Here is an 11,847-nt window from a genome sequence, read left to right on the forward strand (position 1 = left end):
CACGAGTCAAAGCGGTTCCTTAGGGAAGGTCCGCAACATTTCGGTGACAGCGCGCACTTGACCAGCGCTTGGGCAATGGGCATCACCCGCCCATGCTGATTTACAAGATTTTCCGTGGCCCCGAATGGGCCGCCTTGCGCGAGAACGGCGCGACACCGGGGGCGCCGATTGATGTGCAGGACGGATATGTCCACTTTTCCACCGCGACGCAGGCGGCCGAAACAGCCGCCAAGCATTTCGCAGGCGAAGATGACCTGTTCCTGATCGCGGTCGAGGCGGACGCCCTGGGCGATGACCTGAAGTGGGAGGTGTCGCGCGGCGGTGCTGAGTTTCCGCATCTTTATCGCGAGATGCGGCTGGCCGATGTGCACTGGGCGCAGCCCTTGCCGCTGAAGAACGGCGCGCATCAATTCCCCGCAGGCGCCGGATTCGATGGATGAGCCACGTGGACCCCACCCGCGACCAGTTCGAGGCGTTCAAGGACCTGCCCCGCGATACGCCCATCGAGATGCTCAACCTCGTGGCTTTTCGCGATCTGGCGAATTACCCCGGTGATCATGAACTGGCCCGCGACGGGCTGACCGGCGCGCAGGCCTATGCGCTTTATGGCAAGCAGTCCGGCCCGGTTCTGGGGAAAGTGGGCGGCAGCATTGTCTGGCGCGGCGGGTTTGAAACGACGCTGATCGGCACTGCGGAGGAGGCTTGGGATGCCATGTTCATCGCCCGCTACCCACAAGCGGGCGCGTTCCTCGCCATGGTGACCGACCCCGACTACAAACGGGCGGTGGTGCACCGACAGGCGGCAGTGAAAACATCGCGCCTGATCCGCTGCGCCCCGGCAGACGGGGGCGCGACCTTCGGATGAAACAGGCTATCGAACGCATTGGCACGCGCGCGCTGCGCAGGCTCGACCCCGAAACCGCCCACGGGCTGGCGCTGAAGGCGTTGCACACGCCGCTTGCCGCCCTGCCCGGCCCCGTGACAAGCCCGCGTTTGCGGACAACGCTTGCGGGCATGGACCTGCCCAACCCGCTTGGCCTTGCCGCTGGGTTCGACAAGAATGCGACGGCCATCGCCCCGCTCAGCCGTGCGGGCTTTGGCTGGATTGAGGTGGGCGCGGCCACCCCCCTGCCCCAGCCCGGCAACCCTAAACCGCGGCTCTTTCGGCTGACCGAAGATGCTGCCGCGATCAACCGTTTCGGCTTCAACAATGACGGGATGGAAGCGATTGCGGCGCGGCTTGCCAAGCGGCCCAAGGGCGTGCCGGTGGGCCTGAACCTTGGGGCCAACAAGGACAGCGCAAACCGGGCCGAGGACTTCGCCAAGGTACTGCAGCACTGCGCGCCGCATATCGACTTTGCCGCGGTCAATGTCTCCAGCCCCAACACCGAAAAGCTGCGGGATTTGCAGGGGCCTATGGCGCTTGCGGCCTTGCTGGACGGGGTCATGCAGGTACGGGGCGACATCCCCGTCTTCCTGAAGATCGCGCCGGACCTGACGGATCAGGACCTTGCCGACATCGCCAAGGTCGCCGAAGACGCGCGGGTGGCGGCGATCATCGCTACGAATACGACGCTCGACCGCGACGGTCTGCGCAGTGCGCATGCAAATGAAAAAGGGGGCCTCTCCGGCGCACCTCTGTTCGAAAAGTCCACACGCGTACTGGCGAAGCTGCACAGCCTGACCAAGATACCGCTCATCGGCGTCGGCGGCATCTCGAACGCGCGCGATGCCTATGCCAAAATTCGGGCGGGGGCTTCTGCCGTGCAGCTTTACACCGGCCTCGTCTATGGCGGCCTCAGCCTTGCTGCGCGCATTGCCAAGGGCCTCGACGTGCAGCTGCAACAGGACGGTTTCCAGTCGATCACCGAAGCGATCGGCACAGAAACAAAAGACTGGCTCTAGGCCTTTCTTCTGGCTGGAAATACCTCGGGGGTCTGGGGGCTGGCCCCCAGTTCCTCACGCCGCATCCCGCTCCAACGCCGCATACCGCGCACCCAGTGTCACCCCTCGCGCGACGAACGAAATGAGGATCGCGACCCAGAGCCCGTGATTGCCCAGAACCGGCAACAGCGTCAGCACCGCGAGCCAATACAGCACAAACGAGATCGCCATCATGTTGCGCATGTCCCGGCCCCGGCCTGCGCCAATGAAAATGCCGTCGAGCATCCATGCCGCACAGCCCAGCAGCGGGGCGGCGACCATGTAGAGCAGGTAATCCCGTGCCTCCGCCTGCACCTGCGCGTCCTTGGCCATCACGTCGATCAGCCAAGGACCAGCGAGCAAGAACGCGCCCGCCGTGACACAACACACAGCCATGCCCCACATGCTTGTCATCGCCGCCGAGCGGCGCACGCGGGCCGGATCGCGGCGGCCATAGGCGCGGGCGATCAGGGTTTCAGCTGCAAAGGCAAAACCGTCCATGGCGTAGGCGGTGATGTACATGAATTGGATCAGCACCTCGTTCGCCGCCAGCGTCACGTCGCCAAACCGCGCGCCCAGGAAGACAAAGCTGGAAAAGATGATCATCAGCATGAGCGAGCGCAGCAGGATATCAGTATTCAAAAGCGCCATGCGGATCAGTTGCGCGCGGCGCAGCACGCGGGGCCAGTCGCGCCATGCCGGACCTACAAAGGCCGCGCGGCAGAACCAGAGGCCGAGGGCCGCGCCGATCACCTCGGCAATCACGGTGGCGATGGCGACGCCTGCGACGCCCCAACCGAAGCCCAGCACGAACACGAAGTTCAGGATGATGTTGATCCCGTTCATCACGAGCTGGACCCAAAACACCCCGCCGGTGCGCTCCATGGCCACCAGCCAGCCGGTGAGCGCGTAGACCGCGATGGCGGCGGGCGCGGTCCAGATGCGGATGAAGAGGTAGTCGCGGGTCAGGCTTTCGACCTCGTCGCTCGCCGGAGAGAGTTCAAACGCCGCCCAGAATATCGGGATTTGCAGCAGGATCAGGCCCGCGCCGCCCACTGCGGCGACCAGAAGCGCGCGGGTGAGCCAGGCGGAGACTTCATCGTCGTCCCCTGCCCCCGCCGCTTGGCCCACCAAGCTGACCGTGCCCATGCGCAGAAAACCGAAGATCCAGTAGATCGTGGTCAGGATGATGGCACCCATGGCAACGGCGCCGATCGGGGCCGCTTCGCCCATTTGGCCGACGACGCCCACATCTACCGCCCCGAGGATCGGCACTGTGGCGTTGGACAGAACGATCGGCAGCGCAATTTTCAGCACCCGCTTGTGCGTCAGCGGGGCGGGTGCGGCCTTGGGATCGACGGCGTCCAAACTAGCGCCGTTGCGGCATGACGAAATGCCCCGTGGCCTGCGCAAAAAGCCGGTCGCGGTTGTCCTGCCAGCCCTCCACATGCACCGAAGCATAGCGCCGACCGGAGCGGTTGATCCGCGCGCGGGCATAGGCGTCGCGCGGCAGGCCAGAGCGGAGGTAGTCGACCGAGAAATCCACCGTCTTGGGCAGGCGCGGCATCCGCGTGCCGCCGCCGGGATCAAAATCGAGGCTGCCGCTTTCGATGTCTTCCCAGAGATACGACCACGATAGGGTGATGACCGCCGTCATCTCCATGAAGGCAGCCGTCACACCGCCGTGTAAAGCGGGCAAAAGCGGATTGCCGATCAGCTTTTCATCAAAGGGCAGCACGCCCGTCAGCTCATCCCCGCGCCGGTCGAAGGTGACGCCCAGATACTGGATGTAGGGGACGCCATCGACCAGCGCGCGCAGGGCGGCGTCGCGGCGTTGCTTGACCACTTGCACCGGTTCGGGCCGTTTCATGCGCTGCCCTCCACCGTGAAGGCGCCTGTGGCTGTGGCGACGGGGTTCTGAGCGTCTTCGTCATAAGCAGTCGCACGGACAAAGGCGACCGAGCGGGTGACGTGATAACACGTGGCGCGGGTGGTGATCTGCTGGCCGGGCGTGGCCGCGCGCATGTAGTCGATGCGCAGGTCGAGCGTTGCCGTGCCCGCGAGGTTCTTGGGGTGGCTCATCACCGCCGCGCCGCAACATGTGTCCATCAGGGCCGACACCGCGCCGCCGCTGATCACCCCCGTTTCCGGATCACCAATCAGCTTTTCATCATAGGGCATCGTGATCACGGCCACGCCGTCGTCCATCTCGGTCAGCTCCATCCCGAGATCGCGGGAATGTGGAATGGCTTCAATGAATTGGCGCGCCAACTTGAGTTTGTCGGGGTCGGTCATGTGGTCTCGTCATGCGGTCTTTGACCCAAGTTATGAGCATTGCGCAGCCAGCGGGCAAGGCACCTGTTGCGCGGCCCGTCCCCGCGCCTTAGGTTGAAGGTCAGGGATGGAGACAAGGCAAGCCATGGCAGACGACCGCTTGAGCTTCAAGGAGATGTGCGCGGAGTTCGACGTGACCCCACGCACGTTGCGCTACTACGAGTATATCGAGCTTTTACAACCGGACCGGGAAGGGCGATCCCGATTCTATGGCCCCCGCGAATGCGCCCGGATGAAGCTGATCCTGCGCGGGCGCAAGTTCGGCTTCCAGCTTGAGGATATCCGGCAGTGGCTGCTCATTTACGAGCATGAGGGCACCGAGGCGCAGATGCGTGCCTGGATCGAACTGGCCGACGGGCAGCTCAAGGAACTGGACGAGCAGCGCAAGCAGCTGGACGAGGCGCGCGACGAATTGCAAGGGCTGCGCGACAGTGTGGCTGCCGAGTTGAACGGTTAGGATCGCGCCTCGCCCGGGCCGGACAGGAACTCACCCAGTGGTCGCAGCGCGTCGATGTGTTTGCACAGCACCGACATCGTCACCAGCAGCGGCACGGCCATGATCATCCCCATGATCGACCAGAGCCACGCCCAAAACGCCACCGCGATCAGGATCACAACCGTGTTCAGGCGCAGCTTGCGGCCCACAAGCCAGGGTGTCACCACCTGCCCCTCGATGGATGTGAGCAGGAAGTAAACGCCCGCCACCACAGCGGCATCAAAAAGGCTGGGCAGGTTCATCAGGGCAACTGCGAACGACAGGACAACCCCCACCATGGCCCCCACAAACGGCACGAAGTTCATGGCAAAGGCCAGAAGTCCGAAGGCCATCGGGTTCGGCATGCCAAGCGCGCCCAGCGCCAATCCAACCGCCACGCCCAAGCCCGCGTTGATCAGCGTGATGTGCAGCAAATACCGGGAAACCTCGCGTTCAACATCATAGGCGATGCTGATGGCGCGGCGCTTGTCGGCAAAGTTCGGCATGACCGCCACCAGCCGTTCGTAAAACAGGCTGCCTGATGCCAGTATGAAAAAGGTCAGGATCAACACGAACACGGTCTGCGCCACGATCAGCGGTGCGCCAAGCGCCACTTCGGTCAGGGGGCCGCGCTGTTCGACCACGACCTCAAGTGGGGCATTGGTCTGATCTGCGGCGGCAGCGGCGGCTTCGGTGATCTGCTCCTCGGCCTCGACCACCGCGGCGGCGACACCCGATAGGTTGCGCAGTTTCCATTCGACCTCCTGCGCCATGCGCGGCGCATCCTCGATCCAACCTGCGGCTGGAATGGCAAGGGCTGCCGCGAAAAAGCCAACCGCGCTGAGCAAGGACAGCACGATGGCTGCGGCACTCAAAGGCTCCGGAATTCTGCGTCGTTTGAGCCACCGGCAGGGTCCGCTGAACACCAGCGCCAGCAGGATCGACAGGATGACTGGCACAACAAAGACGCTGGCCACCGAAAGGGCGGTCAGCAGGGCAAGACAGGCCAGCAGGATGATGGCGGCCCCACCGGCCCACCAAAGGCGGCGAGCGGTGCATGTGTCGGTCGTGTTTCCTGCACAGGGACGTCGGGCATCTCGTGCCCGGGGGCATCAAGAGACAAAGTTCACAATCGCCATAATAATGACAACCAGCCCAACCATGTGAATAATACGGTGCATCGCGGCTCCCTCGCCTCACTTCACTTGGAATGAAAAGACAACCGCGGATGCTTTGATTAAGTTCCGGCGCGCCCGGAAACAGATCGGCGCGCCATTGGGCGACCGCTTGTCAGATCACCGACAGCGTTGCGCATTTGGCAAGGTGATTGACCTGCTGGCTGGTGCTGCCCTGCACAAGCGAGCCGATGCTGCCCAGCCCTCGCCGCCCGGTGACGATCAGGTCGGCCCCAAGCTTCTGCGCAAAGCTCGTGATTTCAGTGCCCGGATCGCCCTGTTCAATCTGCGTGCTGACCACCGGGCAGCCGCAGGTCGTGGCAACGTCTGTCGCCGCGTCGACAATCTTTTGTGCCGCTTTGACCACCTCGTCGTGGGTGGGCATGGTAGTGACCGCGTGATAGCCCGCCACTGCCCCAAGTGCGAAGGCCACGGTTTGCGGCTGCGGCGTGTGCACGAGGTGGATTTCGCTGCCATATTTCCCGGCCAGATCGCAGGCGATCCGCACCGCATTGTCTGACGTTTCGGACCCGTCGACGCCAACCACGATTTTACTGAACATGATATTTCCTCCGTTCGCCTAGGCCTTCACGCTAGGAGATTGCGGCGACGCCATCCTTGACCTGCATCAACGCAGCCACGAGGCGAACAGGAGGCGAAAGAACAGCCGCGATGATGCAGTTTCGGGAAAAGAGTGTGGGAAATAATGCTTGACGCACCTTGCGATCACGTCAACCTGAGAAGTGACGCAACGTAGAACTTACGTCAACGTCAGGTGGCTGTTGCATCACACCGGCCACTGTCCCATGTCCTTGCCACACCACAAGATGCGAGTGATCTGATGACCGAGAAAACGATGACCATCCGCGAGATGTGCGACGCCTTCGACGTCACCCCGCGGACCCTGCGCTTTTACGAAGCCAAGGAATTGCTGTTCCCGATCCGCGAGGGCCAGAAGCGCCTGTTTACCAAGCGGGACCGCGCCCGCCTGAAGCTGATCCTGCGCGGCAAGCGCTTTGGCTTTAGCCTTGAGGAAATCCGCCAGCTTCTGGACCTCTATGACATGGGCGACCAGCAACAGACCCAGCTGGCCCGCACATATGACATTGCCCGCGACCGCCTGGCCGACATGGAACGCCAGCGCGACGAGCTGACCGAGGCCATCGACGACCTCAAAGATCAGTTGAAGTGGGGCGAGAAGATGATCGCCTCGATGAACACACCAAAAAAAGCCGCTGAATAAGCGGCAGACCCAGGGAGAGAGACTTATGCCAAGCTACACGCCCCCCACCAAGGACATGCAATTCATCCTGCACGACGTGCTGAACGTCACCGGCTCCGACATTCCAGGCTATGACGAGCTGGAAGCCGATTTTACCTCCGCCATCCTTGATGAGGCGGGCAAGCTGACCTCGGAAGTGTTGGCGCCATTGAACGTGGTCGGCGACAAGGAAGGTTGCCGTCTCGAAAACGGCGTCGTTTACACCCCCACCGGGTTCAAGGACGCCTTCGAGCAGGTAAAAGAAGGCGGCTGGCCCGGTCTGGACATGCCCGAAGAGTTTGGCGGCCAGAACATGCCTTACGTCATGGGCACCGCCGTGGGTGAGATGTTTTCGTCCGCCAACATGGCCTTCACCATGTACCAGGGCCTGACCCACGGCGCGGCCTCCGCCATCCTGGCGCACGGGTCCGACCAGCAGAAAGCAACCTATCTGCCCAAGATGGTATCCTGTGAATGGACTGGCACCATGAACCTGACCGAACCGCATTGCGGCACCGATCTGGGCCTGATGCGCACCAAGGCCGAACCACAGGACGACGGCACCTACAAAATCTCCGGCCAAAAGATCTTTATCTCTGCCGGTGAGCACGACATGGCCGACAACATCATCCACCTGGTGCTGGCGAAAATCGTTGGCGGGCCTGAGGGGATCAAGGGCGTGTCGCTGTTGATCGTGCCCAAGTTCATAGTGAACGAAGACGGCTCGCTGGGCGCCCGCAACGGTGTCGCCGTCGGCAACATCGAAGAGAAGATGGGCATTCACGGCAACTCCACCTGCGTCATGAACTATGACGAGGCAGTCGGCTATCTGGTAGGCGAAGAGCACAAAGGCATGCGCGCCATGTTCACCATGATGAACGAAGCGCGTCTGGGCGTGGGTATGCAGGGTCTGTCGCAGGCAGAGGTCGCGTATCAGAACGCTCTGGAATACGCCAAAGACCGTCTGCAAGGCCGTGACGTGACCGGTGCAAAAGCGCCTGAAAAGCCCGCCGACCCGCTCATTGTGCACCCCGACATCCGCCGTTCGCTTATGGACCAGAAGTCGTTTGCTGAAGGGGCGCGTGCCTTCATCCTGTGGGGCGCGACCATGATCGACGCGGCCCACCGCTCGGATGACAAAGACGCTGACGGCCTCGTGTCGCTGCTGACCCCGATCATCAAGGGTTTCCTGACGGATGTCGGCTACGACAACACCATCAAGGCCCAGCAGGTCTATGGCGGTCACGGCTACATCGAGGAATGGGGCATGTCGCAATACACCCGCGACGCCCGTATCGCGATGATCTACGAAGGGGCCAATGGCGTTCAGGCGCTGGACCTCGTCGGCCGCAAGCTTGCGCAGGACGGCGGCAAGCACGTGATGGCTTTCTTTGAACTGGTCAAAAGCTTCATCAAGGAGAACGCCGGTCAGGACGAAGCGTTCGACAAGGAATACCTGGACCCGCTGAAAGCGGCCTCCAAGGACCTGCAAGCCGCTGGCATGTACTTCATGCAGAACGGCATGACGAACCCCAACAACGCGCTGAGCGGAAGCTACGACTTCATGCACATGTTCGGCCATGTCTGCCTCGGCCTGATGTGGGCCAAGATGGGCAAAGCCTCCCGTGAAGCGCTGGCGAATGGAACCTCGGACCCTGAATTCCACGAAACCAAGCTGGCAACGGGCCGCTATTACATGGCGCGCCAATTGCCCGCCACGGCGCTGCACCTGACGCGCATTCAGTCCGGTGCCGATCCTGTGATGGCACTGGAAGCGGCAAACTTCTAAGGTAGCGGCGGGGTAAAACCCCGCCCTACCGCTTTTAGGAGACCACCTTGCCCAAACGCTTTCGCCTGACCCGCCGCTTTCCCGTCGCCATGACCGAGGACGGCTATCGCCGCCTCAAGCGGTTTGCCGCCGATGCGGGTCTGGACGAGGGCGAGGCGCTGTCGTTCCTGTTCGAGAATTTCGATAGCGTGCTGAACGAGGAAAACCTGACAGCCCGCCTGCGGCTGTTCAATTCCGAGTTGGAGGCGCGCAAAAGGTAATGCAAGCCGCCGCACGCTGGATTCTGGGCCTTGGGCTGCTGCCAATGGGCTTGACCCTGCTTCACCTTGGAGCGACTTCGGCCGTAGGCAAAATGGCAGGGTGCGGACGCGTAACGGCCGCTGCGCAACCCGACTGCACCTTGTTGGGGATACAGGTTGGAGGGTTCGTATATTCGGGTATTGCCTCAGGCTATTTTATGGGGCTGGCATTCTTGCTGTTCATTTTGTGTTTTGTGATCTGCCTATTGGCATTTTTGGGCAATTCGGTTTTGGGAGGAAACAAGTGAAAGACATGGCTGCCGGGTCATCCACCTGGATGACGGAAGAACACGGAATGATCGCCGACATGACAGCGCAATTCATCACCAATGAATGGGCGCCCCATTTCGAACGTTGGCGCAAGCAGGGCGAGATGGACCGCGAAACCTGGGCGCAAGCGGGTGAGCTGGGCCTACTCTGCCCTTCGATCCCCGAAGAATACGGCGGGGCGGGCGGCGATTTCGGCCACGAGGCGGCCATTCTGATTGAAGCAGCGCGCGCCAACCTCGCGGCCTGGGGGCACGGCATCCATTCCGGCATCGTTGCGCACTATGTGCTGGCCTACGGCACTGAAGACCAAAAACAGCGCTGGTTGCCCAAGCTGGTGACAGGCGAGTTGGTCGGCGCATTGGCGATGACCGAACCCTCCACCGGCTCTGACGTGCAAGCAATCAAGACCCGCGCCATCAAGGACGGCAACGCCTATAAGCTGACCGGTTCCAAAACCTTCATCACTAACGGCCAGCACGCCAACCTGATCGTGGTCGCGGCCAAGACCGATCCGACGCAAGGGTCCAAGGGCGTGTCTCTGGTTGTCGTCGAAACCGACGGTGCGACTGGCTTTGCCCGTGGCCGCAACCTCGACAAGATCGGCATGCACGCCTCTGACACGTCCGAGCTGTTTTTCGACAATGTCGAGATTGCGCCCGAAAACGTCCTGGGCGGGGCTGAAGGCCAGGGCTTTTACCAACTGATGCAACAGCTTCCGCAGGAACGATTGGTCATTGCCTGCTCGGCTGTTGGCGCCATGGAAGGGGCCGTTGATCGCACGGTTGCGTATTGCAAGGAACGTGAAGCCTTTGGCGGCAACCTCCTGCAATTCCAGAACACCCGGTTCAAGCTGGCCGAAGCCAAGACGAAAACGATGGTCAGCCGGGCGTTCTTTGATGAGTGCATGGTCGAGCATATCCGAGGCGAGTTGACCGTCGACAAGGCCGCCATGTGCAAATACTGGACGACGGACACGCAAGCCTGGGTGCTGGACGAGTGCCTGCAACTCCATGGCGGCTACGGCTTCACCAACGACTACGACATCGGCGGAATGTGGACCGACGCGCGGGTGCAGCGGATCTACGGCGGGACCAATGAGATCATGAAAGAGCTGATTGCGAGGGCGTTTTGATACTCCTTGCCGAGCGGCGGGTGGCGCATCGGCCCTCCGGGGGGAGTCTATTTGGCAAGATGAAGACTGGATCACTGAGCGAGATCCACCCCGCCATCCGGCCTGTGACAGCGGGACGTTGGGGCTTCACCTTGCACATGGCTCAGCTCTCCAGCCTGCCATGCGCCTTCAACCTAGGCATGTTAACCTTAATGCTTGGTGAACAGATCCAACTTCATCTTGCCAAACAAACTCCACGGGGGGTCCGGGGGGTGTGAAACCCACCGGTCCTGCCATTTCAAAACTCAAGACCGGAAAGGCCTGCGCTCATGACCCTCAAACTGCACTGCTTTGGTGAAAGCGGGAACTCCTACAAGGCTGCACTCGCACTGCAATTGTCAGGTCTTGATTGGGAACCTGTATTCGTCGACTTTTTCGGAGGGGCCGCCCGGACAGATGAGTATCGCGCCCTAAACCCCATGGGTGAAGCCCCCTTGCTGCAAGACGGGGATCGCTGCATCAGCCAGTCCGGCGTCATCCAGCAATACATCACCGACAAAACCGGCAAGTTCGGCGGTGAGGGTGATGATCGGTACGAGATGCTGCGCTGGGTTCTTTGGGACAATCATAAGCTCAGCTCCATGTGCGGCGTGACGCGCTTCCTGATGAACTTCTTGCCCGAAGATAAACGGCCGCAAGAGGTCATTGGCTTCAATCAGGGGCGCCTCAAGGCGGCTTATGCCGTGCTGAACGCTCATCTTGAGCGGCGCGACTGGATCGTGGGCGATGGGATCACCAACGCTGACATTTCCTGCTGCGGATACCTCTACTACCCCGAACCCTTCGGCTTTGACCGTGCCGACTGGCCCAATATCGACCGCTGGCTGACCAACATCTCGAACACGCCCGGCTGGAAAGCGCCGTATGACCTCATGCCCGGCTCCCCGGCAGATCGCGCCTAACCTATGCTCAAGGCTGCAGCGTTCGGCGTCATCTGGGCCTATCAAAGGTATCTGTCGCCGCGCAAGGGATACGCCTGTGCCTACCGGGTTGTGCATGGTGGCACAGGCTGTTCAGGTTACGCCAAGGCTCTGATCAGGGATCGTGGTTTGGTTGCAGCCTTGCCTGCGATGCGCACCCGTTTTGCAGACTGCAAGGCAGCTGCGTTGTTGCTTCGCGAGGAGACGGATCAGCAGAAAAGCAAGGATCG

At 61.7% G+C, this 11,847-nt stretch carries 14 protein-coding genes; 9 read left to right on the forward strand and 5 right to left on the reverse strand.

Features of this window, described 5'->3' with window-relative positions; translation table 11 throughout:
* Positions 1-92 precede the first annotated feature (92 nt).
* From RA29_RS03335 to RA29_RS03345, 3 genes are read left to right on the forward strand one after another with little or no spacing between them, the layout of a single operon-like run.
* Positions 93-440: a DUF952 domain-containing protein gene (locus tag RA29_RS03335; protein ID WP_039683894.1), complete on the forward strand. Its 348-nt coding sequence runs from the start codon at positions 93-95 to the stop codon at positions 438-440.
* Positions 437-865: a DUF1330 domain-containing protein gene (locus RA29_RS03340; RefSeq protein WP_039682901.1), complete on the forward strand. Its 429-nt coding sequence runs from the start codon at positions 437-439 to the stop codon at positions 863-865. The genes RA29_RS03335 and RA29_RS03340 overlap by 4 nt, the downstream gene beginning before the upstream one ends.
* Complete coding sequence (locus tag RA29_RS03345; RefSeq protein ID WP_039682906.1) at positions 862-1,905, forward strand: quinone-dependent dihydroorotate dehydrogenase; 1,044 nt, start codon at positions 862-864, stop codon at positions 1,903-1,905. The genes RA29_RS03340 and RA29_RS03345 overlap by 4 nt, the downstream gene beginning before the upstream one ends.
* A gap of 54 nt (positions 1,906-1,959) precedes the next feature.
* On the opposite strand, the gene RA29_RS03350 is transcribed toward RA29_RS03345, so the two are convergent.
* Genes RA29_RS03350 through RA29_RS03360 form a run of 3 tightly spaced genes read right to left on the reverse strand, consistent with a single transcriptional unit; the run spans position 1,960 to position 4,218 of the window.
* Positions 1,960-3,291, reverse strand: a complete 1,332-nt coding sequence (locus tag RA29_RS03350; RefSeq protein ID WP_052249443.1) for an MATE family efflux transporter — start codon at positions 3,289-3,291, stop codon at positions 1,960-1,962.
* A 1-nt stretch (position 3,292) separates the two neighbouring features.
* Entirely contained in the window at positions 3,293-3,793 is a 501-nt protein-coding gene (locus RA29_RS03355; RefSeq protein WP_039682907.1) for a PaaI family thioesterase, read from the reverse strand.
* Positions 3,790-4,218, reverse strand: a complete 429-nt coding sequence (locus tag RA29_RS03360; protein WP_039682908.1) for a PaaI family thioesterase — start codon at positions 4,216-4,218, stop codon at positions 3,790-3,792. The genes RA29_RS03355 and RA29_RS03360 overlap by 4 nt, the downstream gene beginning before the upstream one ends.
* Before the next feature lie 124 nt (positions 4,219-4,342).
* Here RA29_RS03360 and RA29_RS03365 point away from each other — a divergent pair, with 124 nt between their 5' ends.
* Complete coding sequence (locus tag RA29_RS03365) at positions 4,343-4,714, forward strand: MerR family DNA-binding transcriptional regulator (RefSeq protein WP_039682912.1); 372 nt, start codon at positions 4,343-4,345, stop codon at positions 4,712-4,714.
* Here the strand turns inward: RA29_RS03365 and RA29_RS03370 are convergent.
* Together RA29_RS03370 and RA29_RS03375 are read right to left on the reverse strand one after the other, a co-directional pair.
* Positions 4,711-5,751 (reverse strand): AI-2E family transporter, encoded by a 1,041-nt coding sequence (locus RA29_RS03370; protein WP_039682913.1) that lies wholly within the window; start codon positions 5,749-5,751, stop codon positions 4,711-4,713. The two genes, RA29_RS03365 and RA29_RS03370, sit on opposite strands and share 4 nt — an antisense overlap.
* Positions 5,752-6,022: 271 nt before the next feature.
* Positions 6,023-6,469: a universal stress protein gene (locus RA29_RS03375; RefSeq protein ID WP_039682914.1), complete on the reverse strand. Its 447-nt coding sequence runs from the start codon at positions 6,467-6,469 to the stop codon at positions 6,023-6,025.
* Between the two features lie 279 nt (positions 6,470-6,748).
* Here RA29_RS03375 and RA29_RS03380 point away from each other — a divergent pair, with 279 nt between their 5' ends.
* From RA29_RS03380 to RA29_RS03410, 5 genes are all read left to right on the forward strand, one after another.
* The gene (locus RA29_RS03380) at positions 6,749-7,150 is read left to right on the forward strand and encodes a MerR family DNA-binding transcriptional regulator (protein ID WP_039682915.1); all 402 of its coding nucleotides are present in this window, start codon (positions 6,749-6,751) and stop codon (positions 7,148-7,150) included.
* A gap of 25 nt (positions 7,151-7,175) precedes the next feature.
* On the forward strand, positions 7,176-8,957 hold the full coding sequence (locus RA29_RS03385) for an acyl-CoA dehydrogenase C-terminal domain-containing protein (RefSeq protein WP_039682917.1): 1,782 nt from the start codon (positions 7,176-7,178) through the stop codon (positions 8,955-8,957).
* 47 nt (positions 8,958-9,004) lie between these two features.
* Complete coding sequence (locus RA29_RS03390) at positions 9,005-9,217, forward strand: hypothetical protein (protein WP_039682918.1); 213 nt, start codon at positions 9,005-9,007, stop codon at positions 9,215-9,217.
* Between the two features lie 292 nt (positions 9,218-9,509).
* On the forward strand, positions 9,510-10,658 hold the full coding sequence (locus tag RA29_RS03400) for an acyl-CoA dehydrogenase family protein (RefSeq protein WP_039683898.1): 1,149 nt from the start codon (positions 9,510-9,512) through the stop codon (positions 10,656-10,658).
* A 308-nt stretch (positions 10,659-10,966) separates the two neighbouring features.
* Positions 10,967-11,599, forward strand: a complete 633-nt coding sequence (locus tag RA29_RS03410; protein ID WP_039682924.1) for a glutathione S-transferase family protein — start codon at positions 10,967-10,969, stop codon at positions 11,597-11,599.
* The last annotated feature ends 248 nt before the right edge of the window (positions 11,600-11,847 follow it).

Origin of the sequence: Tateyamaria sp. ANG-S1 (genome assembly GCF_000814025.1) — a bacterium.
Lineage (GTDB): Bacteria > Pseudomonadota > Alphaproteobacteria > Rhodobacterales > Rhodobacteraceae > Tateyamaria.

Excerpts from the sequence above, each read along its gene's own strand:
- RA29_RS03335 (WP_039683894.1), top strand. The coding sequence starts at position 93 with ATGCTGATTTACAAGATTTTCCGTGGCCCCGAATGGGCCGCCTTGCGC.
- RA29_RS03340 (WP_039682901.1), top strand. The coding sequence starts at position 437 with ATGAGCCACGTGGACCCCACCCGCGACCAGTTCGAGGCGTTCAAGGAC.
- RA29_RS03345 (WP_039682906.1), top strand. The coding sequence starts at position 862 with ATGAAACAGGCTATCGAACGCATTGGCACGCGCGCGCTGCGCAGGCTC.
- RA29_RS03355 (WP_039682907.1), bottom strand. The coding sequence starts at position 3,793 with ATGAAACGGCCCGAACCGGTGCAAGTGGTCAAGCAACGCCGCGACGCC.
- RA29_RS03360 (WP_039682908.1), bottom strand. The coding sequence starts at position 4,218 with ATGACCGACCCCGACAAACTCAAGTTGGCGCGCCAATTCATTGAAGCC.
- RA29_RS03365 (WP_039682912.1), top strand. The coding sequence starts at position 4,343 with ATGGCAGACGACCGCTTGAGCTTCAAGGAGATGTGCGCGGAGTTCGAC.
- RA29_RS03375 (WP_039682914.1), bottom strand. The coding sequence starts at position 6,469 with ATGTTCAGTAAAATCGTGGTTGGCGTCGACGGGTCCGAAACGTCAGAC.
- RA29_RS03380 (WP_039682915.1), top strand. The coding sequence starts at position 6,749 with ATGACCGAGAAAACGATGACCATCCGCGAGATGTGCGACGCCTTCGAC.
- RA29_RS03385 (WP_039682917.1), top strand. The coding sequence starts at position 7,176 with ATGCCAAGCTACACGCCCCCCACCAAGGACATGCAATTCATCCTGCAC.
- RA29_RS03400 (WP_039683898.1), top strand. The coding sequence starts at position 9,510 with ATGGCTGCCGGGTCATCCACCTGGATGACGGAAGAACACGGAATGATC.
- RA29_RS03410 (WP_039682924.1), top strand. The coding sequence starts at position 10,967 with ATGACCCTCAAACTGCACTGCTTTGGTGAAAGCGGGAACTCCTACAAG.